At 66.5% G+C, this 24,701-nt stretch carries 23 protein-coding genes; 12 read left to right on the plus strand and 11 right to left on the minus strand.

The window, feature by feature from the left end; all coding sequences use genetic code 11:
- Nucleotides 1-207 precede the first annotated feature (207 nt).
- Entirely contained in the window at nt 208-1,917 is a 1,710-nt protein-coding gene (locus JL101_RS03275) for a long-chain-fatty-acid--CoA ligase (protein WP_203100149.1), read from the plus strand.
- Between the two features lie 31 nt (nt 1,918-1,948).
- Here JL101_RS03275 and JL101_RS03280 read toward each other — a convergent pair whose 3' ends face one another.
- The 6 genes from JL101_RS03280 to JL101_RS03305 all read right to left on the minus strand — a co-directional run bounded on the left by JL101_RS03280 (nt 1,949) and on the right by JL101_RS03305 (nt 9,297).
- Entirely contained in the window at nt 1,949-2,602 is a 654-nt protein-coding gene (locus JL101_RS03280; protein ID WP_203100147.1) for a LuxR C-terminal-related transcriptional regulator, read from the minus strand.
- Between the two features lie 225 nt (nt 2,603-2,827).
- A complete protein-coding gene (locus tag JL101_RS03285) occupies nt 2,828-3,343 on the minus strand; it encodes a thioesterase family protein (RefSeq protein WP_203100145.1) in 516 nt (171 codons plus the stop codon).
- Between the two features lie 13 nt (nt 3,344-3,356).
- Nucleotides 3,357-5,153, minus strand: coding sequence for an acyl-CoA dehydrogenase C-terminal domain-containing protein (locus tag JL101_RS03290; protein ID WP_203100143.1), 1,797 nt, complete (start codon nt 5,151-5,153; stop codon nt 3,357-3,359).
- A 149-nt stretch (nt 5,154-5,302) separates the two neighbouring features.
- Nucleotides 5,303-7,648 carry a 3-hydroxyacyl-CoA dehydrogenase/enoyl-CoA hydratase family protein gene (locus tag JL101_RS03295; protein WP_203100141.1) on the minus strand — a complete coding sequence of 782 codons (2,346 nt, stop codon included), beginning with the start codon at nt 7,646-7,648 and terminating at the stop codon, nt 5,303-5,305.
- Between the two features lie 29 nt (nt 7,649-7,677).
- On the minus strand, nt 7,678-8,814 hold the full coding sequence (locus tag JL101_RS03300; RefSeq protein ID WP_203100139.1) for a thiolase family protein: 1,137 nt from the start codon (nt 8,812-8,814) through the stop codon (nt 7,678-7,680).
- A 42-nt stretch (nt 8,815-8,856) separates the two neighbouring features.
- The gene (locus JL101_RS03305; RefSeq protein ID WP_203100137.1) at nt 8,857-9,297 is read right to left on the minus strand and encodes a MerR family transcriptional regulator; all 441 of its coding nucleotides are present in this window, start codon (nt 9,295-9,297) and stop codon (nt 8,857-8,859) included.
- A gap of 158 nt (nt 9,298-9,455) precedes the next feature.
- Here JL101_RS03305 and JL101_RS03310 point away from each other — a divergent pair, with 158 nt between their 5' ends.
- Together JL101_RS03310 and JL101_RS03315 are read left to right on the plus strand one after the other, a co-directional pair.
- Nucleotides 9,456-9,743 (plus strand): type II toxin-antitoxin system CcdA family antitoxin, encoded by a 288-nt coding sequence (locus JL101_RS03310; protein WP_201077338.1) that lies wholly within the window; start codon nt 9,456-9,458, stop codon nt 9,741-9,743.
- The gene (locus JL101_RS03315; RefSeq protein ID WP_203100135.1) at nt 9,743-10,057 is read left to right on the plus strand and encodes a CcdB family protein; all 315 of its coding nucleotides are present in this window, start codon (nt 9,743-9,745) and stop codon (nt 10,055-10,057) included. The genes JL101_RS03310 and JL101_RS03315 overlap by 1 nt, the downstream gene beginning before the upstream one ends.
- Before the next feature lie 509 nt (nt 10,058-10,566).
- Here JL101_RS03315 and JL101_RS03320 read toward each other — a convergent pair.
- Nucleotides 10,567-11,625, minus strand: a complete 1,059-nt coding sequence (locus JL101_RS03320) for a DUF4142 domain-containing protein (RefSeq protein WP_203100133.1) — start codon at nt 11,623-11,625, stop codon at nt 10,567-10,569.
- Nucleotides 11,626-12,046: 421 nt separating this feature from the next.
- Here JL101_RS03320 and JL101_RS03325 point away from each other — a divergent pair, with 421 nt between their 5' ends.
- The gene (locus tag JL101_RS03325; protein ID WP_203100129.1) at nt 12,047-12,529 is read left to right on the plus strand and encodes a hypothetical protein; all 483 of its coding nucleotides are present in this window, start codon (nt 12,047-12,049) and stop codon (nt 12,527-12,529) included.
- Between the two features lie 148 nt (nt 12,530-12,677).
- Here the strand turns inward: JL101_RS03325 and JL101_RS03330 are convergent, their stop codons facing one another.
- Together JL101_RS03330 and JL101_RS03335 are read right to left on the minus strand one after the other, a co-directional pair.
- Nucleotides 12,678-13,898 carry an IS256 family transposase gene (locus JL101_RS03330; protein WP_203104651.1) on the minus strand — a complete coding sequence of 407 codons (1,221 nt, stop codon included), beginning with the start codon at nt 13,896-13,898 and terminating at the stop codon, nt 12,678-12,680.
- Between the two features lie 676 nt (nt 13,899-14,574).
- Nucleotides 14,575-14,844, minus strand: coding sequence for a hypothetical protein (locus tag JL101_RS03335; protein ID WP_203098522.1), 270 nt, complete (start codon nt 14,842-14,844; stop codon nt 14,575-14,577).
- An 881-nt stretch (nt 14,845-15,725) separates the two neighbouring features.
- Between JL101_RS03335 and JL101_RS03340 the strand changes: the two genes are divergently transcribed.
- The 3 genes from JL101_RS03340 (at nt 15,726) to JL101_RS03350 (ending at nt 18,565) form a co-directional block, all read left to right on the plus strand.
- The gene (locus JL101_RS03340; protein WP_203098521.1) at nt 15,726-16,823 is read left to right on the plus strand and encodes a TIR domain-containing protein; all 1,098 of its coding nucleotides are present in this window, start codon (nt 15,726-15,728) and stop codon (nt 16,821-16,823) included.
- A gap of 362 nt (nt 16,824-17,185) precedes the next feature.
- On the plus strand, nt 17,186-17,398 hold the full coding sequence (locus tag JL101_RS03345) for a hypothetical protein (RefSeq protein ID WP_203098520.1): 213 nt from the start codon (nt 17,186-17,188) through the stop codon (nt 17,396-17,398).
- 360 nt (nt 17,399-17,758) lie between these two features.
- The gene (locus JL101_RS03350) at nt 17,759-18,565 is read left to right on the plus strand and encodes a terminase small subunit (protein WP_203098519.1); all 807 of its coding nucleotides are present in this window, start codon (nt 17,759-17,761) and stop codon (nt 18,563-18,565) included.
- A 31-nt stretch (nt 18,566-18,596) separates the two neighbouring features.
- Here JL101_RS03350 and JL101_RS03355 read toward each other — a convergent pair whose 3' ends face one another.
- Both JL101_RS03355 and JL101_RS03360 read right to left on the minus strand, forming a co-directional pair.
- The gene (locus JL101_RS03355) at nt 18,597-19,085 is read right to left on the minus strand and encodes a copper chaperone PCu(A)C (protein WP_211111181.1); all 489 of its coding nucleotides are present in this window, start codon (nt 19,083-19,085) and stop codon (nt 18,597-18,599) included.
- Nucleotides 19,086-19,123: 38 nt separating this feature from the next.
- The gene (locus JL101_RS03360) at nt 19,124-19,519 is read right to left on the minus strand and encodes a DUF2946 family protein (protein ID WP_203098538.1); all 396 of its coding nucleotides are present in this window, start codon (nt 19,517-19,519) and stop codon (nt 19,124-19,126) included.
- A gap of 197 nt (nt 19,520-19,716) precedes the next feature.
- Between JL101_RS03360 and JL101_RS03365 the strand changes: the two genes are divergently transcribed.
- Genes JL101_RS03365 through JL101_RS03385 form a run of 5 tightly spaced genes read left to right on the plus strand, consistent with a single transcriptional unit; the run spans nt 19,717 to nt 24,673 of the window.
- Nucleotides 19,717-20,979, plus strand: a complete 1,263-nt coding sequence (locus tag JL101_RS03365) for a Zn-dependent hydrolase (protein WP_203098518.1) — start codon at nt 19,717-19,719, stop codon at nt 20,977-20,979.
- A complete protein-coding gene (locus JL101_RS03370) occupies nt 20,979-21,821 on the plus strand; it encodes an ABC transporter ATP-binding protein (protein WP_203098517.1) in 843 nt (280 codons plus the stop codon). The genes JL101_RS03365 and JL101_RS03370 overlap by 1 nt, the downstream gene beginning before the upstream one ends.
- Complete coding sequence (locus tag JL101_RS03375; protein ID WP_203098516.1) at nt 21,814-22,722, plus strand: ABC transporter permease; 909 nt, start codon at nt 21,814-21,816, stop codon at nt 22,720-22,722. Before JL101_RS03370 ends, JL101_RS03375 begins: the two co-directional genes overlap by 8 nt.
- Entirely contained in the window at nt 22,722-23,627 is a 906-nt protein-coding gene (locus JL101_RS03380) for an ABC transporter permease (RefSeq protein ID WP_203098515.1), read from the plus strand. The genes JL101_RS03375 and JL101_RS03380 overlap by 1 nt, the downstream gene beginning before the upstream one ends.
- 38 nt (nt 23,628-23,665) lie before the next feature.
- Nucleotides 23,666-24,673, plus strand: a complete 1,008-nt coding sequence (locus JL101_RS03385) for an ABC transporter substrate-binding protein (RefSeq protein ID WP_203098514.1) — start codon at nt 23,666-23,668, stop codon at nt 24,671-24,673.
- Nucleotides 24,674-24,701 lie beyond the last annotated feature (28 nt).

Consider the following 24,701-nt stretch of genomic DNA (forward strand, 5'->3'; position numbering starts at 1 on the left):
GGTGCGTATCATTTTGGCCGAATTGCGCGAAAAATCGACAGGTCGGGTTGGTCTTGACCTTTACGTAAACGGCAAGTAGCCTGCAACTACCTCATCCGGTGCGGGAAGCGGCGAGCCGCCTTCCGCACCGGGAACGGCAAGCGGCAGCGATCGCAAGGGCGCATATATAAAGCCGCGGCGACGATGGGCAGCAGGGAGACAGATGGAATGGCCGATCCGGCAGCGAAGCTCTCAGAGTTCCCGTGGGCGCGTTCGTATCCCGCGGATATCGACTGGCACGCCGACATCCCGACGGCGCCGCTCCATCGCCTCATGGACGATGCGGTCGCCCGATTCGGCGACAGGCCGTGCATCGACTTCATGGACAAGCGGTACACCTACGCCCAGGTCGGCGCCCTGGTCGACAAGGCGGCGAAGGGCTTCCAGGACATGGGCGTTGGGAAGGGCAGCAAGGTCGGGCTGTTCCTGCCCAACACGCCCTATTTCGTGATCTGCTATTACGGCGTGCTGAAGGCCGGCGGCACCGTGGTCAACTTCAACCCGCTCTACGCCGAGCGGGAGATCGCCAAGCAGATCGAGGACAGCGACACCGACATCATGGTCACGCTCGACCTGGCGGTGCTCTACGGCAAGATCGCCAAGATGCTCGGCCAGACGCGGCTGAAGCGGATCGTCGTCGCCCGCATGGCCGACATCCTGCCCTTCCCGAAGAACTGGCTGTTCCCGATCGTCAAGCGCAAGGAGGTCGCCCGCATCCCGTCAGACGACCGGCACCTGGCCTTCTCCCGGCTGATCGCCAATGCCGGCCGGCCGGCCCCGGTGGAGATCGATCCCGGCGAGGACGTGGCGGTGCTCCAGTATACCGGCGGGACCACCGGCGTTCCCAAGGGCGCCATGCTGACCCACGCCAACATCTACGCCAACGCCATCCAGTCGCGCCTGTGGTGCACCGACGCCAAGCCGGGGCAGGAGCGCATGCTGGGCGTGCTGCCGCTGTTCCACGTCTTCGCCATGACCGGCGTGATGAACCTGCCGCTGGTGCTCGGCGCCGAGATGGTGCTGGTCCCCCGGTTCGAGCTGGACAACGTGATCCGGCTGATCCAGTCCAAGAAGCCGACGCTGTTCCCCGCGGTGCCGACCATCTACACCGCGATCGTCAACCACAAGGACATCGGCTCCTACGACCTGTCGTCGATCCGCTTCTGCCTGTCGGGCGGGGCGCCCCTGCCGGTCGAGGTGAAGCACGCGTTCGAGACCAAGACCGGCTGCAAGCTGGTCGAGGGCTACGGCCTGTCGGAAAGCTCGCCCGTCGCCACGGCCAACCCCATGTACGGGGTCAACAAGGCCGGCTCGATCGGCATCCCGCTGCCGGGCACCGTGATCGAGATCGTCAGCCTGGACGACCGCTCCCGCCTGGTTTCCCCGGGCGAGAAGGGCGAGGTCTGCATCCGCGGCCCGCAGGTGATGAAGGGATACTGGAAGCGCCCGGGCGAAACCGCGGAGGCGCTGGCCGACGGCCGCCTGCATACCGGCGACGTCGGGTACATGGACGAGGACGGCTACACCTTCATCGTCGACCGGATCAAGGACATGATCCTGTGCGGCGGCTACAACGTCTATCCGCGCAACGTGGAGGAGGCGATCTACCTGCATCCCGCCGTCGCGGAATGCGTGGTCGCCGGCGTGCCCGACCCCTACCGGGGGCAGACCGTCAAGGCCTATGTCAAGCTGGCCGAAGGCCACGGGCTGACGCGCGAGGACCTGGCGGAATTCCTGCGCGACAAGCTGTCGCCCATCGAGATCCCCAAGCACCTGGAGATCCGCGACGAGCTGCCGAAGACCATGATCGGCAAGCTGTCCCGCAAGGCTCTGCTGGAGGAGGAAGCCCGCCGCTCCGGCCGCCAGACCCAGGACTGACGGCCGGACCGGAAAGGGGCGGGGGCGGGGATCAGCGCATCGCGTAGCGGGACGCGCTGATCACCGCCTGGGTGCGGTTCTTGACGCCCAGCGACTTGAAGATCGCCGTCACGTGGATCTTCACCGTGCCTTCGGACAGGCCCAGCTCGTAGGCGATCTGCTTGTTGGACTTGCCCTCGCGCAGGCAGCCCAGGACGTCGCGCTGGCGCTGGGTCAGGCTGACGCCGGAGGCCGGCTCGGCCACCACGGCATGGTCGCGCGGCACGCTGGTCAGGCCGCTGGTCCCGGACGCGTTCATCAGGGCGTGCGGCACATAGACGCCGCCGGCCAGCACCAGCCGCAGCGCGCTGACCATGATCTGCACGCTCGACGACTTGGGGATGAATCCGCCGGCGCCGTGCTCGATCGCCTGACGGGCGTCGGCGCCGCTCTCCGACGCGGACACCACCACCAGCGCGGTCTTGGGCAGCAGCGCCTTGATCTGGCGGATGCCGTCGAAACCGGGCCAGCCCGGCATCTGCAGGTCGGTCAGGATCAGGTCGGGCGGCTCGCTTCCCGAGCATTGCGCCATGACGTCCTGGTAGGTCGCCGCCTGGACATAGTCGGCGTCCGAAAAAATCTGCTCCAGCAGCCGATTGAGTCCTTCGCGGAACAGCGCGTGGTCGTCCCCGATCAAAATACGCATCTCTTGCCCCTTTCCCTTTCTAGCCCGCTCATCGCATACGCAATTATGAGGTATGCTCATTCGCAAGCATACTATTTTGTTCGTTAATAAACCCTACCAACGGCCCTAGTGCAAATTAATCATAGGAGAGATGGTTAATGTTGCTACTAAGTCACAGCTTTAATTAGCCAATATCATATGCCTGTAGGAGGAGAGGGATCGGACGGGGCTGATTTGATCCGAGTATCATATTTCTTCGGTCATATGAGGGTGCGGGGGAACGGGCCGGGTAATAGGCGGAGATTCGACATCCCGGCCCAGGAGCCGCAGTATTTCGGCCGGTTCGACCGTTCCGGCCCGGCTTTTGAACAGCCCGCGCACCGTCGCGGCCGCCGCGACTCGGGCGTCCATCGACTCGATGCGGTGTTCCATGTAGACCCACTTAGCGTCCCAGCCCACGACGCGGGTATGCAGCCTGAACCGCTCGAACGGCTTCAGCGACCGCCGGAAGCGGACGCTGACCCCGCCCAGCACCGGCATCCACCGGTTCCTCAGGATCGGCCGAGCCAGCCCGCACCGGATCATCAGGTCCGCCCGGCCGAGGTCCATGATGGTCAGGTAGCGGCCGTTGTTCATGTGAAGATTGACGTCCAGGTCGTTCGGCCACACCCGGAACGTCAGGACCGACTCGTCCATTAGGTCCCGCCGCCGCCCGAACAGGGCGGCCAGCAGGACCTTGACCATGCGGAAGACCAGGTTCATCTCGGCGCCGCCTTCAGAAAGCGTCGGCGTCCATGTCCATCAGCACCTGCGAGCCGGCCATGATGGTCAGGAACAGGCCGTTGACCTGGGGCAGCAGCTTGGTCATGTAGAACCGCCCGGTCTTGACCTTGCTATCGTAGAACCCCGCCCGGCCGTCGGCCTCGGGCAGCTTCTCCTTCGCCGCCTTGACCATGCGAAGCCACATGTAGCCCAGCGCCACCAGCGCGAACATCCGCAGATAGTCGGTGGAGGCGGCCCCCGCCTCGTCCGCGTTCTTCATGCCCCTCTGGGCGACCAGCGCGGTCGCCTGCTGGAGCTTGCCGAACGCCTTGGCCAGCGGGATCACGAACTCCAGCAGCTCCGGATCCTCCTGAGTCTCCTCCAGCAGCTCCGAGACGGGGTGGAAGAAGCGGCGCAGCAGCCGGCCCATGTCCTGGGGCAGCTTGCGGCCGACCAGGTCCAGCGCCTGGATCGCGTTGGTCCCCTCGTAGATCTGGGCGATCCGGGCGTCGCGGACGAACTGCTCCATCCCGTATTCCCGGATATAGCCGTGCCCGCCGTACAGCTGCATGCCCATGTTGGTCGCGTCGAACCCGTGGTCGGTGAAGAACGCCTTCACCACCGGGGTCATCAGCGCCACCAGGTCGTCGGCCTCGCGCCGAACTTCCGGGTCGGGATGCTTGATGGACACGTCGATGTTCATGCCGACCCAGGCGGCCAGCGCCCTGCACCCCTCGGTATGCGCCCGCATGGTCAGCAGGGTCTTGCGCACGTCGGGATGGACGATGATCGGGTCCGCCGGCTTGTCCGGCGCCTTGGCCCCCGTCAGCGACCGCCCCTGGAGCCGCTCGCGGGCATAGGTCACGGCGTTCTGGTAGCTGACCTCCGCGAGGCCCAGCCCCTGGATGCCGACGCCCAGCCGGGCCGCGTTCATCATGGTGAACATGGCGCGCATGCCCTTGTGCGGCTGCCCGACCAGCCAGCCCTTGGCGCCCTCGAAATTCATCACGCAGGTGCTGGACGCCTTGATGCCCATCTTGTGCTCGATCGAGCCGCACATCACGCCGTTCCGCATGCCCGGCGTCCCGTCCTCGCGCGGCAGGAACTTGGGCACCAGGAACAGGCTGATGCCCCGCGTCCCGGCCGGCGCGTCCGGCAGCTTCGCCAGCACCAGGTGAAGGATGTTCTCGGTCAGGTCGTGCTCCCCGGCCGAGATGAAGATCTTGGTGCCGGTGACCGAATAGCTGCCGTCGCCCGACCCGTCGGGCACCGCCCGGGTGCGGATCATGCCCAGGTCGGTGCCGCAGTGCGGCTCGGTCAGGCACATGGTCCCCGACCAGGTGCCGTCCACCAGCTTCGGCAGGTACGTCCGCTTCAGCTCGTCCGTGCCGTGCAGCGACAGCGCGTTGTAGGCGCCGTGGCTGAGGCCGGGATACATGCCGAACGACAGGTTGGCCGAGCAGATGAACTCCTCCAGTATGAAGTTCACCACATGCGGCAGCCCCTGGCCGCCATAGTCCGGATCGCAGGAAACCCCCGTCCAGCCGCCCTCGATGAACTTGGCGTAGGCTTCCTTGAAGCCCGTAGGCGTCCGCACCACGCCGTTCTCGTAGTGGCAGCCCTCCTCGTCGCCGGAGCGGTTGAGCGGCTGGAGCTCGTTCTCGGCGAACTTCGCCCCTTCCTCCAGCACCGCCTCGATCAGGTCGGGCGTATGGTCCTCATGGCCCGGCAACTCGGCGAGCCTGCCGACCGCGAAGACTTCGTTGAGCACGAAACGGACATCGTCCAGAGGCGCCTTGTAGGTCGGCATGGTTCAAGTCCCTTGGTATCTCGATGGGAGGGAATCCCGTAGGTCGGCCTTGGCCCGCAGGGCCAACGCCGACGTTGCTGCCGGAACGTCGGCGCGGAGGCGTCGGCGTTCGCCTTCGGCGAAGGCCGACCTACGGTGTGCCTGTCGGGTCAGTTGCGCAGCGGCTTGCCGGTGGTCAGCATGTGTTCGATCCGGGCGACGGTGGCACGGGTGCGGACCAGCTTCATGAAGCTCTCGCGCTCCAGCTCCAGCAGCCGGTCCTCGTCCACCTCCTCCGTGATGTCGGTGTCGCCGCCGCTCAGCACCTCGGCCAGCGCGCCGGAGACCACCACGTCGTGGTCCGTCGCCTTGCCCTGTTGGCGGAACCCGTCCACCGCCATCCGCAACGCCGCCCGCGCGGTCGGCCCCGGCAGCCGCAGCGTCGCCGGCTCCGGCGGGGCGTAGTTCTCCGCCAGTTCCAGCGCCTTCGCCTTGGCGTCGGCCAGCAGCCGGTCGCGGTTCATGGTGATGCCGTCGGTCGGGCGCAGGAACATCAGGTCGCGCGCCTCGTCCGCCGACTTCGCCACCTTGGCCAGGCTGATCGTCTCGAACACCTGGGCGATCGGCGGCATCGGCCCGCCCGGCCGCTTCCTGTTCAGGGTCGCCCGGGTCAGCATCTCCTTGCAGCCGCCCCAGCCGGGGATCACCCCGACGCCGACCTCGACCAGCCCCATGTAGGTCTCGGCATGGGCCTGCACCGCGTCGCAATGCAGCAGGATCTCGCAGCCGCCGCCCAGCGCCATGCCCGACGGCGCCGCGACCACGGGGAAGGGGGCGTATTTCAGCGCCTTGTAGGTCTCCTGTCCCTCCTGGACCGACTGTTCCACCTGCGGCCACAGGGCGATGTTGACCGCGAACAGCGCCAGCCCGAGATTGACGCCGACCGAGAAATTGTCGCCCTCGTTATGGACGACCAGCGCCTTCCACTCGCCCGTGCCGTCGCCGATCATGCCGATCGCCTTCTGGATCAGCGCCATCACGTCGCCGTCCAGCGCGTTCATCTTGCCGGTGAACTCCAGGCAGGCGACACCGTCTCCGATGTCCCACAGGGCGGCCGAGCCGTTCCGCTTGATCGGCTTCGACCCGCGCTTGACGTCGGACAGCAGCAGCACGCCCTCGGGCCGGACCACCTCGGCATAGCCCCCGTCCACCGTCAGGAACTCCAGCCTGCCGCCCTCGGTCCGGTAGAATCCTTTCCCCGCCGCCTTCTCCAGCAGCGCCGGCACCGGCTTGCCCTCGTCCCTCAAGGCCCCGGCCAGCCAGTCCGCCCCCAGCTGGTCGATCAGCTCGAACGGCCCGAACTTCCAGTTGTAGCCCAGCCGCATGGCCTGATCGACCGCGGTCACGTCGTCCGCGATCTCCGGCACCAGCGACGCGGCATAGGCCAGCAGGTCCACCAGCACCCGGCGGGCATAGGTGCCGCCCCGGTCCGGATGCTCGACCAGCGCCCGAAGCCCCTGCTTCGCCGCACCCACGCTCTCCAGCGAGGGTTTCTCCGACGGGCGGTACTGCCCCGTCGCCAGGTCGATCGCCTCCTTCACCCGGCCGCCGCCCGACCTGTTCAGCCGGTAGAAGCCGCCCTTGCCCTTCCGCCCGGTATAGCCTTCGGCGATCATGCGGGTGAACAGCTCCGGCTCCCGGTGGATCGCCCGGTACGGGTCGTCCGCCGGCAGGGTGTTCAACAGCGAGCGGCTGACATAGGGCATCAGGTCCAGCCCGACGAGATCGACCAGCCCGAACACGCCCGTCTTGGGGATGCCCATGGGCCGGCCCACGACAGCGTCGGCCTCCTCCACGGTCAGCCCCAGGTCCATCGCCTGGTTGATCGCGGCCTGGATCCAGTATGTCCCGATCCGGTTGGCGATGAAGCCCGGCCGGTCCTTGCACCGGACCACGCCCTTGCCCAGCCGCACGTCGGCGAAGCGGCTCAGGGCCTCGACCGCCTCGGGCCGCGTGTCCGGCCCGGCGACCACCTCCAGCAGCCGCATGTAGCGCGGCGGGTTGAAGAAGTGGGTGATCATGAAGTCCCGGGCGAACCCATCGCCCCGCCCCTCGATCAGGTTCTTCAGCGGGATGGTCGAGGTGTTGGAGGAGACGATCGACCCCGGCTTCCGCACCGCGTCCAGCCGGGCATAGAGGTCCGCCTTGACCGCCGGGTTCTCGACCACGGCCTCGACGATCCAGTCCACCCCGGCCAGCTTCTCCAGGTCGTCCTCGATGTTGCCGGGGGTCACCAGCCGAGCGTTGCGCTTGTGCATGAAGGGCGCCGGCTCGGTCTTCAGCATCTTCTCGATCGCCGTGCGGGCCACGACGCTGCGGTCGTTGCCTCGCCCGTCCTTGACCTCCTGCGGCACGATGTCGAGCAGGAAGACCGGGATGCCGGCATTGGCGATGTGCGCGGCGATGCCGCTGCCCATCACGCCGGCGCCGATCACGGCGGCGCTGCGGATTTCCATGGGGGCTCTCCTCCGTTTCCGCTCGTGGCTCAGACCGCTTCCAGGACGGTGGCGATGCCCTGGCCGCCGCCGATGCACTGGGTGGACAGCGCGAACTGCCCGCCCTCGCGCTTCAGAAGCTGCGCCGCCTTGCCGGTGATGCGGGCACCGGTGGCGCCCAGCGGATGGCCCAGCGCCAGCGCGCCGCCGTCCAGGTTCACCTTGGCCCCGTCGAAGCCCAGCGCCTGGGCCACCGACATGGCCTGGACCGCGAAGGCCTCGTTGCTCTCCACGATGTCCAGGTCCTTCACGGTGATCCCGGCCCGCTTCAGCGCCTTCTCGGTGGACGGCACCGGGCCGTAGCCCATGATGGTCGGGTCGCAGCCGGACACGGCGATCGACCTGATCCGGGCCAGCACCGGCAGGCCGTGGGCGCGGGCGAACTCCTCCGACGTGACCAGGGTGGCCGAGGACCCGTCGGTCAGCGGGCTTGCCGTGCCGGCGGTCACCGTCCCCTCCGCCAGGAAGGCGGCCTTCAGCGACTTCAGGCTCTCGGCGCTGGTGTCGGCGCGGATGCAGCCGTCCTTGTCCACCACGCCGTCGGGCGTCTCGATCGCCACGATCTCGTCGTCGAACCGGCCGGATTCCTGCGCCGCCGCCGCCTTGCGGTGGCTCTCCACGGCGAAGGCCTCCTGGGCCTCGCGGGTGAACTGGAACTTCATCGCCAGGTTCTCGGCGGTGATGCCCATGGGCATGTAGGCGCCAGGGTTGCTCTCGGCCAGCTTCGGGTTGGGCATGGGGTTGAAGCCCAGCATGGGCACCCGGCTCATGCTCTCGATGCCGCCGGCGATGAAGGCGTGCCCGGCATCCATCTGGATGGCGCCGGCCGCCATGTGGATCGCCTGCATGGACGAGCCGCAGAAGCGGTTGATCGTGGTCCCGGCGACGCTCTGGGGCAGCTCCGACAGCATGCCGACCAGCTTGGCGATGTTGAAGCCCTGCTCGCCCTCCGGGAAGGCGCAGCCCAGGATGATGTCCTCGATCTCGTGTGCGTCGACGCCGGTCTTCTTCAGCAGGCCGTTGACCACCTGGGACGCCAGATCGTCCGGCCGGATGCGGGCCAGCTTGCCCTTGCTGGCGAAGTGGAACGGCGACCGGGCAAATCCGGCAATGACCACGTTCTTCATGGTGCTAGCTCCTCACCGACAATTCGGATTCTGGTTTGGCGTTTATTTCTTAGGCTTCTTGTCCGGCTCGACGCCGGCGGCATCCAGATGGTCCAGGATCTGGCGCTCCAGCGCGCGCAGCTCGTGCAGCGTCTGCTTGACGTCCTCCAGCTGGGTCTCCAGCGACCGGATCCGCTCCCGCCCGCGGCCCAGCGCGTAGCGCATCTGCTCGATCTGCCTGTCGTCCGTGTCGTACAGGTCCAGGAAGTCCTTGATCTCCGCCAGGCTGAAGCCCAGCCGCTTGCCCCGGCAGATCAGCGTCAGCCGCGCCCGGTCGCGATGGCTGTAGATCCGGTTCAGCCCGTCCCGCGTCGGCGCCAGCAGCCCCTGGTCCTCATAGAACCGGATCGTCCGCGGCGTCACCCGGAACTCCTCCGCCAGCTCGCTGATCGAGAAGGTGCGGGCGTTGGTGGAGCCGTTCGGCGGATCGATCATGCTGAGCATAGGAGGACACCGCGCTGGGGAATTGGGACCGGGAACCGGGATATGACGTTTACGTAAACGGAAGGTACGCGACCCGGCCCGCCGCGTCAAGCCCGCTTGCCGTTCCCGAGCATACACACTAAAATACACACTCTTGGACGCGGCGGAGGGACGTTCCCATGCACATCGGAACCGGGCAGATCTACGACCCCTCCGCGCCGAAATCGCGGATCAACATGACCCTCAACGAGGATCTGGTCCGCGTCGCGCGCGGCTACACCGACAACCTGTCCGACTATGTCGAGAAGTTGCTGGCGGCGGCCATCGCCGAGGAACGGCGGAAGAGGCTGGCCGATCAGGAACATTGGGACCGGGTCTGCGCCTCATGGGCCGAGTTCCACGAGAAGCACGGCTGCGTGGCGGACGAGTACAACGCCGACTTCCGGCCCGGGGACGCCACCCCCTGATGCCGCAGTTCGACGTTCACCGCAATCCCGGCCGCTCCCGGGAGGCGACGCCGTACCTTTTGGTCATCCAGCGGGACCGCTACGACAGGATGCCGCGCCGCGTGGTCGTTCCGCTCGTCCGGCGGGAGTATACCGGTCACACCGACCGCGACCTGAACCCCGGCTTCACCGTCGAGGGCCTTGACGTCGTCATGGACCCCCTCGCGCTCGCCAGCGTCCCGGTCCGGGATCTCGGTTCCGCGATCGCCAGCCTCGACCACGACAGCACGCGGATCATCCGCGCGATCGACGAACTGGTCGCCTACGGCAGATAACCGCAACCCCTTGCGGAGGGGCGGCGTCCCGCCGCCCAAGGTGCGCGGGACGCGCACCCTCCCGAATCCCACGACTCGCTCCGAAACCGACAGGATCATCGGACCCGCCGGCTTCATCCCACGGCGCCTTTCTCGACAGCACCTCGACCATTGCCGGAACCGGCTCGCTCGGAGCCGAGATAGCCGCGACGAACGCCTCGAAGCACTCGGGAGTCAAGCGCATCAGGACAGGCCAGCCTTCATGCCCGGACTTGATCCACGGCTGTCCGGCACGGCGATTGCCCATCAACCCCAAGCTGATGCTCGGGACACTTCATCTTCCCTTCATCGTCATGCCCGGACTTGATCCGGGCATCTCCAGCCACGGAGCCCCGGTGAGACCTGTGAGACGATGGCCGGATCAAGTCCGGCCAGGACGAAAAAGGGGTATTTCCGCCTTGAGTTCAGGCTTGTGAGCAGTACGCAACAAACGTGCCGGACAGCCGTGGACCGCACCGGCGCATACCCCGTCACCGGCGCGCCTCTGCGTCCCCATGCCCGGCGGCGGCGCCGATTTCCCCGTCTCCCCAGTCCGAGACGATCGCCAGGACCGAGTCGTGATGGGCCTTCCCCGACTTGGCACCCTTCGCCGCCAACTCGCGCACCGCGGGATCGTGTCCGTGGATCGACGCATGCTCGTAGCGATAGAACCATTCGTAATGATGGATCACCTGGGACATGATGTATTCCCGGTCGAACGCCGGGCCGGACAGCCCCTCCAGCCGATCGCGAGTCCGCCGCTGGACCGGCCCGACCGTCTCCAGCGACGCCACGCCGTTGGCGCCGGCGGCCTGCCGGAACTGCTCGCCCGAGCGGCCATGTTCCTCGACCATGCGGCGCGCGAACGCGCGGACCGGTTCCGTCACGGCTTTCTCCGCCGCCGCTTCGCCCAGCCGCACCTGCGACAGTTCGACGTTCATGGCATAGATCAGGAACATCCGATCCTCCGGCGCCAGCCCGTCCGGCAGGCCGCCCCGCAGTTCCTCGGCGAGCCGCCCGGCCTGCTCCCGGAAAGCCTCGTTGGCATCGACCTCCCCGGCGGCCGCGTTCCGCAGCGCGGGATCGGTGCCGTGCCGCGCCTCCCTCCGGTAGATCCAGCCCGCGGTATAGAGGGTCGGTTCCTGAATGCCCACATACACGGCGTCGAAAGCGGCGCCGTCCAGGGTCCGAAGCCAGTCGATCGACCGTTGCGTGACCGGATCGATTTCCCGCACGGGCTCGACCCCGTTGCTTCCGGCAAGGCCGGCCAGCTCTTCCCCGGTCTCCGAATGATGGGCGAGGATCCGGCGGGCAAGGTCGCGCACCCGCTCGTCCCGCGCATGTTCCGCGGCGAGCGTGCCGATCGCGATCTGGCCGGCGCTGGTGGACGTCGCCGAAAGAAGATAGTTCACTTCCTCCGCATGGGGCTCCGCCGCCCGCGGGGAAGTCTGCGCCTGGGCCGCGCCGGCCAAGGCCGCCTGGGCGACCGATGCGAGGAGGGCGATGCCGCGGATCGTGGACCCGATCGTTGCTGGTCTGGCTCGGTGCATCTTTCTCTCCGGTATAAGGTTCGTGCCCTGACCAGAGATGACCACCGAACGGCGCGGAAGTTCCAATCCGCGCAAGCCCCGGTCGGCTCCGCAGGGAGTATTTCCTGCGCGATCCACCGGTCACCCGTCCTGACCGGGTCTGGGCCTCGGACCTGACCCATGTTCCCACGGCGCGAGGATCACCGTCGCAAGCCCGATGGCACCCTGTCCAGCATCGCCGCCAAGCGGTTGGGCATCATGGGGCAGTCGGCAGTCGGCAGTCGGCGATCGGCGGACTTCGCCGGCCACTGGCAGCGCGCCGAAACGGCTGATAGTATCGCGACCTCCGATCGCTGAAAATTCTCCATCGGCGACTGCTCCCTGATCCCCTGCCGCCTCCCGAGATATCAAGAGCCAAGAAAGAACACTGATGATTGGGAGCATGCTCGGCCTGCTGAGATCGGAAACAGCCCGATACAGGCATTATTATGAGGAAAGACGAGAAGAGGCGCATCAGTATATCTTAGCGCAATTGGCCCCGATGATCGGTGAGTCCCTGACGGACATTACGGATATCAACTCCAAAGCTCTCGAATGCTGGGAGAAGCAGTGGCTACCTTTCATCCCATCAGGGAGATCATGGTCGGATTGGAATTGGCGCGACGATGTCGCGGGTTGGAAGAAGCATATCGATCGATTCGAAGTCGCGATCTGGAGCGGAAGACAGCTTTGTGGATTGGCTCTCGGAAAGCCTTCGCAAGCGAGAAACAACCTTTCGGTCTACCTGTTGCAGGGCAGTCCGGTTGAAAATCACCCCCTCAAGGGCAAAGTATTGGCTATCGTGATCGACGCCGCAGGCGCCTATGGAACCGCTCTGGGCTGCCGGGAGAAGGCTTGTGAAACCGCTCAGCGGTATGACAGGTAAGTATCAGGATCTGGGTTTCAGGCTTGTAAAGGAACACAGATCCGCGCCATATTGCGTTCGTTCGTTATAAGGGAGGTCGCCATGTCGGTTGCCCAGCATTTGCGGAGAGTGTCAGGAATTTCGTGTGAGGGCGGGCGGTTTCGCATGATCAGGCGAATGCCTTTGTGAAGCGCTCACCGAAGAGGACGGCGAACTGAGCCTTTGCCATGGCCCATTCGCGTGCCGGCATGGTCCACTGTTTCTCGGTCCTGTGCAAGACCAGGAAGATCAGCTTCAGGGCGGCATCGTCAGTCGGGAAGTGGCCTCGGGCGCGAACGGCCCGGCGGAGCTTGGCATTCAAGGATTCGATGGCGTTGGTGGTGTACAGGATGCGCCGGACCTCGGCCGGGAAGGCGTAGAACGGCACCACCTCGTTCCAGGCGCGGCGCCAGCACGGGCCGATGGCCGGATACTTGCGTCCCCAGGCGCTGTCCTCGAAGGCTTCCAGCGCGGCCTCGGCGGCCGTGGCGTCGATCGCCCGGTAGATGTCCTTCAGGGCGGCTGCGACGGCCCGGCGGTCCTTCCAGGAGACGAACTCCAGGCTGTTGCGCAGCAGGTGCACGATGCAGGTCTGGACCATGGCCTGCGGGAACACCGCCTGGATGGCGTCGGGAAAGCCCTTCAGCCCGTCGACCACGGCGATCAGGATGTCCTCCACGCCGCGGTTGCGCAGCTCGTTCAGGACACGCAGCCAGAACTTGGCGCCCTCGTTCTGCTCCAGCCACAGGCCGAGGATCTCCTTGGTGCCGTCGGCCCGCACACCGAGGGCCACGTGGACGGCCTTGTTGCGGACCAGTCCCTCGTCGCGGACCTTGACCCGCAGGGCGTCGAAGAACACTAGCGGGTAGACCGGCTCCAGCGGCCGGGCCTGCCAGGTGGCGATCTCGTCCAGCACGGCGTCGGTCACGGCGCTGATCAGGTCGGGCGAGACCTCCACGCCGTAGAGTTCGCGCAGGTGCCCGACGATCTCCCGGACGCTCATGCCGCGGGCATACATCGATACGATCTTGTCGTCGAAGCCCGGAAAGCGCCGCTGGTACTTGGCGATGAGCTGCGGATCGAAGGTCGCCCGCCGATCGCGCGGGATCTCCAGTTCCAGCTTGCCGGTGTCGGTCAGCACCGTCTTGCGGCCGTAGCCGTTCCGGCCGTTGCCGGCCTCGTCCTCGCCGGCGAGATGATGGTCCATCTCGGCATTCAGCGCCCGCTCGGCAAGTGCCTTCTTCAGGCCGTCCAGAAGGCCGTTCGGATCGAACGCGCTCTTCGCGTCGGACCCGGCAAGAAGTTGGTCGAGCAGGGCGTCAGGGATGACGGGTGGTTTGCGACGAGCCATGCGGGATCTCCTTTTCTCCCAGTATGCCCGCCCTCACACGAAATTCCTGACACTCTCGCATTTGCGCCCTACCGGCTTTGGCAGACCTATTGAAAAGCCGGTGTCTGCCGAGCGCCAGGATGGACTGGATGCCGATACCGCCCGGCAGCGGCTGCATGGCTATAAGAGCCTGCTGTCCACACTCAGCACCGAGCAACGGAAACGTGTTTTGGCGGACGTTGGTCCAGAGGTTGCCGGGATTCCCGGATCTTACGAAAAGTAGATCCGGCAACAGATCAGCCCCGCCTCGGCGGAACTTCTCCATTTGATCCAGGCGCGGTGCGGCACTTTACATGACGATAAGTGCCATACCGTTACAAGTGCCCGCTTGAAAAACCATGGATGGGCGATGCTTCCGAGCATGAGTGCGCCCATGGCGAGGTATGTCATGCCGCCCGCGACGCCGCATCTGACCTCTTGGTCGCGGACCACCCAGCGCCGTTGCGGCACCGTGAAGCCCTTCCGTTGCGCCACCTTGCGCCCGACCTCGAGGATGAACTCCTGGCCGGCCGCGCCACCCGTCAGCTTGTCGCGATCGCAGGCGCCATCGGCGAAGTAGTGCTTGAGCCGGGGCCGGCGCTTGCGGATCGCCTTGATGACGAACTCGGCGCCGGCGACATCCGGTCATCGGAGGCGGTCAGGTCGAGCATCTGCAGGTGCCCTTCGCCGCCAGCTTGCACACCCGCTCTCCCCGCGCATGTTCCGAGGCGAGCGTGCCGATCACGATCTGGCCGGCGCTGGTGGACGTCGCCGAAAGAAGGTAGTTCACTTCCTCCGCATGGGGCTCCGCCGCCCGCGGGGAAGGCAGCGCCTGGGCCGCGCCGGCCAAGGCCGCCTGGGCGACCGATGCGAGGAGGGCAATTCCGCGGATCGTAGACCCGATCGTTGCTGGTCTGGCTCGGTGCATCTTTCTCTCCGGTATAAGGTTCGTGCCCTGACCAGAGATGACCACCGAACGGCGTGGAAGTTCGTACTCGGGTTGACGCTGACCAGCGGGCCGCCGCTCGACATGAAGTCCCGCTATTAATCACTCAGATTATCCGGACACACAAATCAGACGAATAGCCCTGACTCATGATCTACCTCCAAATACGGTAAATCACACCATAGCCAAATCGCAACATTTATTTGTATTTTTCGCTCAGCGCCCCAGTGTTATCAAAGCTGAATTGTATAAATTTCAGTTAGGTCTTCCTTGCAATACTGGCTCCAACCACAACGCCGGCGAGGACAAGAAGGCCGCACATAAATCCTTGCGCAAGATTTCCTTTCTTCTCTGCGGGTAGGTCCTTGACAAGGTTGTTGAAAGCATCAGCCGTCTTCTCGATAAATTGTAATGTGGGTGATCTTAGCCCGAGGTCAGTTTCATTTCTAATTTTTTTCTAGTTCTGTAAGAATAACCGGCCCATCCTTATTCGGCATTAAGTTTAGCCATCATAGCTCGACGCGACCACCGGCGGTGAGCTTCATTGACTGCGTTATTGCGACAAAACGTCATTTCAGGTCCGGTTGTGATTTGCAGTTGCGCCCTGGCGCTCATCGCCGAACCCAGGTTAGATACCGTCAACGTCATCACTTAGTATCTGGCATTCAGCCTGACGCAGGCCGATACGGTGAACAGGGCTATCCAGAAGGCTATCAGGGCGTCTACATCGAAATCCGCTAGGGCTTCGACGGAAACGGGTCGGCATCAGATCCGCTGGAACGACAGGCCTTTCACCCGCCCCATGTTAGCGGATCTGGCGTGGCGAGAGTACGGCGAGGGACGAGCAGGAGCTGTTTCTTGGCATGATGCGGTCCTGCGGCATCAACTCCATGCATCGGCCATTCGAAGTTCGCAACGGCTGGGAAGAAGCCGACCGTGAATACACTGCCCCCGATCTGCTGCCGGAATGCGCCGTAGTCGAGAGTCGCCTGTCCTGGCGCTGTGAGTCCGATAGCCCCGGAGAGACGGCTATATTCCGCTATCCTTTCCTGCATGGCGGCCTGATCCGGGAGATCATGGCGAAGGTCGGCGAACAGGCCGGCCAGGATGCGCTCTATTGGCAGGGCAGTTTCTGGGGTTATGAAAAAACTACTGGCAGCCGCCTTCTCATCGAGCAGCACATGACAGGCCGATGGCAAGGCGAGATCCATGTAACGAAACGCGGCCAGGCGGCAGCGCTGCTCGATCGCCTGGTTGAACTGGTCGAGCGGGCGCAGTCGCATCTGGGCCTGAAACCGGACGATGTGTCACGCCCGCCAAAGGCGCCCAATCCCCAGGAGGAGGTGAAATTGACATTCGGACGGGAGAAGCCGCACGATTCCGCCACACCGGAATGGTACGTGTCCTATGCCTGGGGCGACGACAAGACCAAGGAGGGCCGGGAGCGTACACGTACCGTAGACCGCCTCTGCGCGAAGGCGGAAGCGCGGGGGCGGACCATCCTGCGGGACAAGAACGTGCTCGACCTCGGCGACAGCATCACCGATTTCATACGCAGGCTGGGCCAGGGCAAGCGCATCTTCGTGATCTTCAGCGAGAAGTACGCCCACTCGCCCTACTGCATGCTGGAACTCCACGAGATCTGGCGCACCAGCCGGCAGGAGGAGCAGGACTTCCTGGACCGGGTACGCATCCTCGCCCTGCCGGATGCACCGCGCATGGACGATCCGCGCGACCGGATCAAGTTGGCAGTGCATTGGAAGAAGGAACACGACGATTTCGACGCCCTCAGCCGGGAACATGGCGCCAGCGTCTTCGGCGAGGAGGACCATCGCCGCCTTAAGCAGATGCAGCGGTTCTATGCCGATGTGTCGAACATCCTCGCGACCCTCGCCGCCCGGGTGCAACCCCGCACCCTGGAGCAACTGATCGAGTGGGGGCTTGAAGACCCCGAGGATTGACCTGCCGCCAGAAGCGGCGCCAATCCTTCGATTGCAATCATCGCAAGCAAAGAATCGCCCGCAAGACCGCCGGAAAGCCCCAAAACCAGCACGCACGTTGACATCCGCGCGAATTCGGATCAGAGTTCGCGCGCCGTCATATCCCATGCATGGCGGCCGAGCCGAAGAGTGGGGACTCCAAGGCCCGGCCTGACCATAGATGCCACTTGCTGAAGGCCGAACATCCATGGCTAATCGACTACCTAGCACAAACGGAGTGCTCGCGCTCCGGTCATTGTTACCCCCGCCGCGGCGACCTCGTTCGTCGCGGCGGGGGGCTCCCTCCGCTTTCCGGCCAGCCGCGCGGGGGTAGCATCATGTCCATGTCTGGAAGGTACGAGGCCCGGTTCGACGCCGGGCTGGGGGACATGCGCGTTTTCGACGGCGACGGCACGCCGCTGACCGACGACGATGCTGTCTACCTCGTCAACATGCTGGGCGAAACGGTGGACGAGATGGACCGCCGAGGCTTCGACCCCGACTCCGCCCGGTTTCACATCGACCGCCGGCCGGAACAGCCCTCCGCGCCGGGGTAAGGCCCTGCGCCGGTATCGCGGCGGTTGAACAGAGAAACAATTCCTTGTGGGTCGGGTAGAGCGAAGCGGCACCCGACACAGCAGGCGCGGTGCTGTCGGGTGCCGCTTCGCTCTACCCGACCTACGGTCTTATCCTTGCCAAGCAATTTATGGTTTCAACGACCGTGGGCGTCAGCCTCCCAGCGTCGCAAAAGCTGTCGCCGTATCCGTGCCCATCCGACCTTATCCGTGTCCATCCGTGGAAAACAGAAGCTCGGATACCCCGACTTGCCACCCAGCCCCAACCAACATCAGGATTGATTTCCTGACAAATCCAAGGATAATAAACCCAACCCTCACCCCGCCCTGAAAGCCGCGACCATGAGCCAGACCACCCCCGCCGCCGCCCCGACGGTATCCGCATACTCCCCCCTCCCGCACCGGCAGGAAGCCTTCGCCCGCCATGTGGCATCCGGCCGAAGCTTCAGTCAGGCGGCCCGGCTCTCCGGCTATGCGTGGAACAGCGCGCGCCAGACCGGCTCGCGCCTGATGCGGGACCCCGGCGTCGCCGCCCGCGTGGTCGAGCTTACCGCCATCGAGGATACCCGCCGCCATGCCGAGCTGGACGAGCTGGTCGCGGCGGCCAAGCGGGTTCTGCTCGACGCCATGGAGAAGCAGCAGCATTTCGCGGCCCTGCGCGCGATCGACCAGATCGCCCGCCTGCGCAGCCTGGACGGCCCGCAGGCCGACGCCCGCCGCGCCGCCTTCGACGACGATCCCGACGACGCCGAAGAGGGCGGCGGCCCCGTCAGCAGCATCGCCGACCCCGACGCCCTGTTCGAGCCGCCGATGCCGCCCGCCGTCGCGGCCCCGGTCGAACCCGCGCCCGAGGACCCGGAGAAGGCGTACGCCAAGGCCGTCAAGCTGCAGAACCGGCGCTACAGCAAATGCTACGACCTGGTCATGTCCAGGCATCCCGACATCAAGGCGAGGCTCCGCGACGCCCAGGACGTGTCGCTCTACTTCGACTCGGAATACCGCCTGCTACCGCCCGAACTCTGGCCCGCCGGCAAGTCCCCGGCCGTTTCGCCCGCTCCGTCCGCTCCGGCCGTTTCGCCCGCGCCGCCCGCGCCGAAGATGACGAATGTCGACGGAAGCGGCCATGCCCCGGGGGGTCGCGCGGCCTGATCCCCCGGCCCCGGACCCCCCCGCGACCCCCTCAGTGGTGCGCCGATCCCGACGCCCCCAGGGCCTCCACCGCGAACTCGACCTCGACCGTGCCGGCCTTCTCGAAGGTCAGGGTGCCGGCGAAGCTCTCGCCCTGCTTCAGGGGCCGTTTCAGGTCCATGAACATCAGGTGATAGCTCCCGGGCTTGAACTCGACCTTGCCCCCGGCCGGCACGGCGACGCCGTCGGGCAGGTGGCGCATGGTCATGATGCTGTCCTTCATCGCCATCTCGTGGATCTCCGTCCGGCCGGCGATCTCCGCCGTGGCGGAAACCAGCCGGTCGGCCTCGGACCCGGTGTTGACGACGGCAAGGTAGCCCCCGGCCACCCGGGCGCCGCCGGGCGTGGCGCGGGACCAGGGATGGTCGATCTCCAGGGCGCCCGCCTTGGTGCCGTGGGCGAAGGCCGGGATCGCGGAAGGGCCGGCGGATGAAAACAGGACGGCGACCGCCAGCGCGGCGGCGCGGAAAGACTTGGACATGCGGATACTCCACGCGAAAGGGAACGGGTTTCGGTCGTTCAGGCGACCGCCGGCGGCGCCCGCGTCCTGCGGGGAGTCTGGTCGAGCGGAAGCAGGACGGGGCCGGCCGCCGGAACCGCCGAAGCCGCGCCGCGCGCCGGGACCGGGGCGGCGACCGCGACATCCCCCGGCGGCGGAGCCGTCCCGCCGCCGAACATCGCGCAGCCGGCCAGGCAGCAGTCCGGCAGATGCGGCCCGCCATCCTGCCCACCGTCGGGATCGGAAGCGGCACCCCCCGTACACAGCGAGTCGCCGTAGATCCGCTCCGGGGAGGCCGCCGCGGCGCCGATCGCCATGCCGGACAGCAGCATCTGGACGGCAAGCAGGTATGCCGCGCCCAACGCCACCCAGAAACCTGCAGCCCGTCCCCGGGCCTGTCGCCGCGATCCCGCCATCCCGTCCTTCCCGTGCCGGCCCGCGCACTATCATGCTTTCCACGCTCCGGCAACCTGCTTAAACTCCGGGCAGCCGGTGCCCGGCCGGAGGGCAGCGGCGGGCCGCCGGAAAGCGCGCGGGACGCTATCGACGGCAGCCATCGGCATGGCACCATCCTTGCGTCCAAGAACGATAAGCACGCCTTACAGGGAGCATCATGCACAACCTTCAGATCAACGCCCAGCGGCTGTGGGACAGCATCATGGAGACGGCGAAGATCGGCGGCACGGCCAAGGGCGGCATCTGCCGGCTGACGCTGACCGATCTGGACCGCCAGGTGCGGGACTGGTTCGTCGCCGCCTGCGAGGAGGCCGGCTGCACCGTCACCGTGGACGAGATGGGCAACATCTTCGCGCGCCGCCCGGGCAAGGACAATTCGCTGCCGCCCATCGCCATGGGCAGCCACCTCGACACCCAGCCGACCGGCGGCAAGTTCGACGGCGTCCTGGGCGTCCTGTCCGGGCTGGAAGTGCTGCGCACGCTGAAGGACACGGGGTACGAGACCAACGCCCCGATCGAGGTGATCAACTGGACCAACGAGGAAGGCTCCCGCTTCGCGCCCGCCATGCTGGCCTCGGGCGTCTTCGCCGGGGTCTTCACCCGCGACTATGCCGACGGCCGCAAGGACCGCGAGGGCAAGAGCTTCGGGGAGGAGCTGGACCGCATCGGCTACCGGGGTACCGAGAAATGCGGCGAACGCAAGCTCGGCGCCTTCTTCGAGATCCATATCGAGCAGGGCCCCATCCTGGAGGACGAGGAGAAGGTGATCGGCGTCGTCACCGGCGTCCAGGGCATGCGCTGGTACGAGGTGACCGTCACCGGGTTCGAGAGCCACGCCGGCACCACGCCCATGCATCTGCGCCGCGACGCGCTGGTCGGTGCCGCCCGGATGGTCGAAGCCGTCAACAAGGTGGCGCTCGCCCACGCGCCGCTGGCGGTCTCCACCGTCGGGCTGATGGAGGTCAGGCCCAACAGCCGCAACATCCTGCCGGGCGAGGTCTTCTTCTCCGTCGACCTGCGCCACCCCGAGGACGAGATCGTCGCCGCGATGGAGATCGAGGTCCGCGAGGCGATCGGCCGGATCGCGGCGGAGCTGAAGCTGGAGGCCGCGATCGAGCAGGTCTGGGACTCGCCGGCCGTCAAGTTCGACCCGGCCTGCGTCGGGGCCGTAAGCACCGCCGCGAAGGAGAACGGCTACAGCCACCGGGAGATCGTCTCGGGCGCCGGCCACGACGCCGCCTACATGGCGCGCGTCGCGCCGACCGCCATGATATTCATCCCGTGCGAGAAGGGCATCAGCCACAACGAGGTCGAGAACGCCGAGTTCGACCATGTCGCCGCCGGCGCCAACGTGCTTCTGCGCGCGGTGCTGGAATACGACAACCGCGACGGCGCCGCTTCCGATACCAAGGCCGCGTGATGGCATCGCCCGGGGCCGTCGTGGCCGAGAAGGCCGGCACCGCCGCGCGGCACGACCCCGCCGCGCGGGCGCCGGTGGTGGAGGCCAGGGACCTGTCCCTGGTCTTCCAGACCGCCGACGCGCCGGTCACCGCGCTGAGCGGGATCGACCTGACGATCCGGCGGGGCGATTTCGTCTCGCTGATCGGGCCGTCCGGCTGCGGCAAGACCACTCTGATGCGGGCCGTGGCCGACCTCGTCAGGCCGACTTCCGGCACGCTGCTGGTCAACGGCGGCACCGCCGGGCAGGCAAGGCTGGACCGCGCCTACGGCTACGTCTTCCAGGCCCCGGCCCTCTATCCGTGGCGCTCGATCGAGCGCAACATCATGCTGCCGCTGGAGATCATGGGCATGCCCCGGGCCGAGCGGAAGGAACGGGCGGCGCGCTACCTGGACCTGGTCGGGCTGAAGGGGTTCGAGCGGAAGTTCCCCTGGCAGCTTTCTGGCGGCATGCAGCAGCGGGTGTCGATCGCCCGCGCCCTGAGCTTCGAGCCGGCGCTCCTCCTGATGGACGAGCCGTTCGGCGCCCTGGACGAGATCACCCGCGACAACCTCAACGTCCACCTGCTGCGGCTGTGGGAGAAGACCGGAATCACCGTGATCTTCGTGACCCACTCGATCCCGGAGGCGGTGTTCCTGTCCTCCCGGATTGTCGTCATGTCGCCGCGGCCCGGCCGCATCCTGGAGGTGATCGACGGCGACCTCCCCCGCGACCGCGACCTGGACGTACGGGAAACGCCCGAGTTCCTGGAGATCGCGCACCGCGTCCGCGTCGCCCTGCGGGCGGGCCACAGCTATGACTGACGCCGCCGCCCCCGCCGTCCGCCGCGTGCCGGCGCGCGACGGCGCGGCCCTCCCGATCCTCACCGTGCTGGCGGCCCTGCTGCTGGTCTGGTACGCCGCCTCGGTCTGGCTGAACGCGCCGCAGGTGCAGGAAAGGCTGGAGCGCGCCTCGCCGGACTGGTCCGTCTCCGACCTCGTCGCCGGCGCCTGGGCCATGGACCGGCCGGTGCTGCCGGCACCCCACCAGATCGCGGTGGAGCTGTACGACTCCGTGGTCGGGCGGCCGGTCACGTCCAAGCGCAGCCTGGCCTTCCATGCCGGGGTGACCCTGTCGGCGACGCTCGCCGGGTTCGCCCTCGGGCTGGCGACGGGTGTCGCGCTGGCGGTCGGGATCGTCCATGTCCGGGTGCTCGACCGCTCGCTGATGCCCTGGATCATCGCGTCCCAGACCATCCCGATCCTCGCCATAGCGCCCATGATCGTGGTGGTGCTGGGCAACCTGGGCTTCACCGGGCTGCTGCCCAAGGCGATCATCTCGGCCTATCTCAGCTTCTTCCCCATCGCGATCGGCATGGTCAAGGGGCTGCGCTCGCCCGACCCGATCCAGCTCGACCTGATGCGGACATACAGCGCCACCCCGGCCCAGACCTTCGCCAAGCTGCGCTGGCCGTCCAGCATGGCGTTCCTGTTCCCCAGCCTCAAGGTCGCCATAGCTCTCGCCCTGGTCGGCGCCATCGTGGCGGAGTTGCCGACCGGCGCCCAGGCGGGGCTGGGCGCGCGGCTGCTGGCCGGCTCCTATTACGGACAGACGATCCAGATCTGGGCGGCGCTGTTCATGTCCGCCTTCCTGGCGATGCTGGCGGTCGGCGCCGTCGGCTTGGCCGAGCGCGGCCTGACCCGGATCAGGGGAGGGCGCCTGTGATGCGCTGGGCATTTGCAACCCTCATTGCCGGGGCGGCGGCGCTGGCGCTTCTGGACCTCAATAAGCTCGCCGCCCTCGTCGCGGGACTGGGGGCGGTCGCGGCCTGCGGTGCCGCCATGGCGGCGCTGGCGCGGGACGACCGCTGGCCGGCCCGCATCGCGGTGCCGCTGCTGTTCGGCGTTCTGCTGCTGTGGCTGTGGGAGATGGTGACGGTCGGGTTCGGCGTCCCGCGCATCCTGCTGCCGCCGCCCAGCATGATCGCGGCGGCCTTCGGCAGCCATCTGCCGACCCTGGCGGCGGACTTCCACCAGACGGTGATCCGGTCCGTGATCCCCGGCTATGCGATCGGCTGCGGCGCTGGGTTCCTGACGGCGCTGGCGATCGACCGCTCGCCCTTCCTGCAAAGGGGGCTGCTGCCGCTGGGCAGCCTGGTCAGCGCCATGCCGATCGTCGGGATCGCCCCGATCATGGTCATGTGGTTCGGATTCGACTGGCAGTCCAAGGCGGCGGTGATCGTCGTGATGACCTTTTTCCCCATGCTGGTCAACACGCTGGCCGGGCTGCGGGCGGCCGGGGCCATGGAGCTGGACCTGATGCGCTCCTACGCGGCGGGCTACGGGCAGACGCTGATGAAGCTGCGGCTGCCCGCCGCCTTGCCCTTCGTCTTCAACGCCCTCAAGCTCAATTCCACCCTGGCGCTGATCGGCGCCATCGTGGCGGAATTCTTCGGCACGCCGATCGTCGGCATGGGCTTCCGCATCTCCACCGAGGTGGCGCGGATGAACGTGGACGTGGTGTGGGCGACCATCGCCGTCGCCGCCCTGGTCGGCTCGGCATCCTACGGAATCATCTCGGTGATCGAGCGGGGGGCCACCTTCTGGCATCCCTCGTTTCGCCAACAATAGTCCGTTCAACGACAAGACGAGGCTGGGGGTACTGGGTGATGCGCAAATTGGCTCTGGCGATGGCGGCATTGGCCGCCGCGGGTATCGGCGGGATGGCGGGGACGGCCCGGGCGGCGGACCCGCTGACCCTGCAATTGAAATGGGTCACGCAGGCGCAGTTCGCCGGCTACTACGTGGCGGAGGCGAAGGGCTTCTACGACGAGGTCGGGCTGGATGTCACGATCAAGCCGGGCGGGCCGGACATCAACCCGTCCCAGGTGATCGCCGGCGGCGGGGCCGACGTGGTCGTGGACTGGATGCCCTCGGCGCTGGCGACCCGCGAGAAGGGCGTTCCGCTGGTCAACATCGCCCAGACCTTCAACAAGTCCGGCATGATGCTGACCTGCCGCAAGGACAGCGGCGTCGCCACGCCCGCCGACTTCAAGGGCAAGACGCTCGGCGTCTGGTTCTCCGGCAACGAGTATCCGTTCCTGTCCTGGATGGACAAGCTGGGCTACAGCACCGGCGGCACGAACCCCGACATCAAGGTGCTGAAGCAGGGCTTCAACGTCGATCCGCTGCTCCAGAAGCAGGCGGCCTGCATCTCCACCATGACCTATAACGAGTATTGGCAGGTGATCGAGGCCGGCGTGCCGGAAAGCGACCTGATCGTCTTCAAGTACGAGGACCAGGGCGTCGCCACGCTGGAGGACGGGCTCTACACCCTCGATTCCAAGCTGAAGGACCCCAAGATGGTCGACAAGCTGGCCCGCTTCGTGAAGGCTTCCATGAAGGGCTGGGACTACGCGATCAAGAACCAGGCCGAAGCGGTGGAGATCGTGCTGGAGAACGACGCCTCCGGCGCCCAGACCGAAGAACACCAGGCCAAGATGATCAGCGAGATCGCCAAGCTGATTGAGGGCGGCACCAAGGGTCCCGGCTACCTGGACCCCGCGGCCTACGAGCGGACCGTCAACGTCCTGATCGGCGGCAAGTCCGACCCGGTCATCAGCAGGATGCCCGAAGGCGCCTGGACCCACGAGGTCTGGGAGAAGGCGGGGCTGTAACCGGCGCCCGAGGACCCATATTGGTCCG

The organism is Skermanella rosea (assembly GCF_016806835.2).
Taxonomy (GTDB): domain Bacteria; phylum Pseudomonadota; class Alphaproteobacteria; order Azospirillales; family Azospirillaceae; genus Skermanella; species Skermanella rosea.